This is a genomic window from Bifidobacterium aesculapii (genome assembly GCF_001417815.1).
GTDB classification, from domain to species: domain Bacteria; phylum Actinomycetota; class Actinomycetes; order Actinomycetales; family Bifidobacteriaceae; genus Bifidobacterium; species Bifidobacterium aesculapii.
The window spans coordinates 1-679 of the sequence record NZ_BCFK01000040.1 but is presented as its reverse complement, the minus strand read 5'-3'; the positions used below and the strand labels follow the sequence as shown (position 1 = coordinate 679).

1 rRNA gene is annotated in these 679 nt (G+C 60.5%); it reads left to right on the top strand.

Annotated elements, in window-relative coordinates:
• Positions 1-679 (top strand): 23S ribosomal RNA (locus tag BFAL_RS06165); the annotation flags it as partial.

Sequence of the window (679 nt, the reverse complement as noted above, 5' to 3'; positions counted from 1 at the left end):
AACAGGATTGGATGCCTGGCCGTAGTGGGTGATGGCCCCGTAGCCGGTTGCGCATGGTCTCGTGGATGTGTGTCCCAAGTAGCGCGGGCCTCGTGGAATCCCGTGTGAATCCGCCCCGACCGTGGGGTAAGCCTAGATATGCCTGTCCGACCGATAGTGCACTAGTACCGTGAGGGAAAGGTGAAAAGCACCCCGGGAGGGGAGTGAAAGAGTTCCTGAAACCGTGCGCCTACGATCCGTCGGAGCCTTCTTGTGGGGTGACGGCGTGCCTATCGAAAAATGAGTCTGCGAGTCAGTGGTGCGTGGCGAGCGTAACCCGTGTGGGGTACGCGTAGCGAAGGCGAGTCCGAATAGGGCGTTTTCAGTCGCGTGTCCTGGACCCGAAGCGGGATGATCTAGCCCTGGTCAGGTTGAAGCGCGGGTAGGACCGTGTGGAGGACCGCACCCACCTGGGTTGAAAACCGGGGGGATGAACTGGGGCTGGGGGTGAAAGGCCAATCAAATTCCGTGATAGCTGGTTCTCTCCGAAATGCATTTGGGTGCAGCGTCGGGGGTTGCCTGCGGGGGGTAGAGCTACTGGATGCTTGAGGGCCCATACCGGGTACCGACAGCAACCAAACTCCGAATACCCGTCAGGTGTATCCCGGCAGTGAGTCGGCGGGGGATAAGCTCCGTCGTC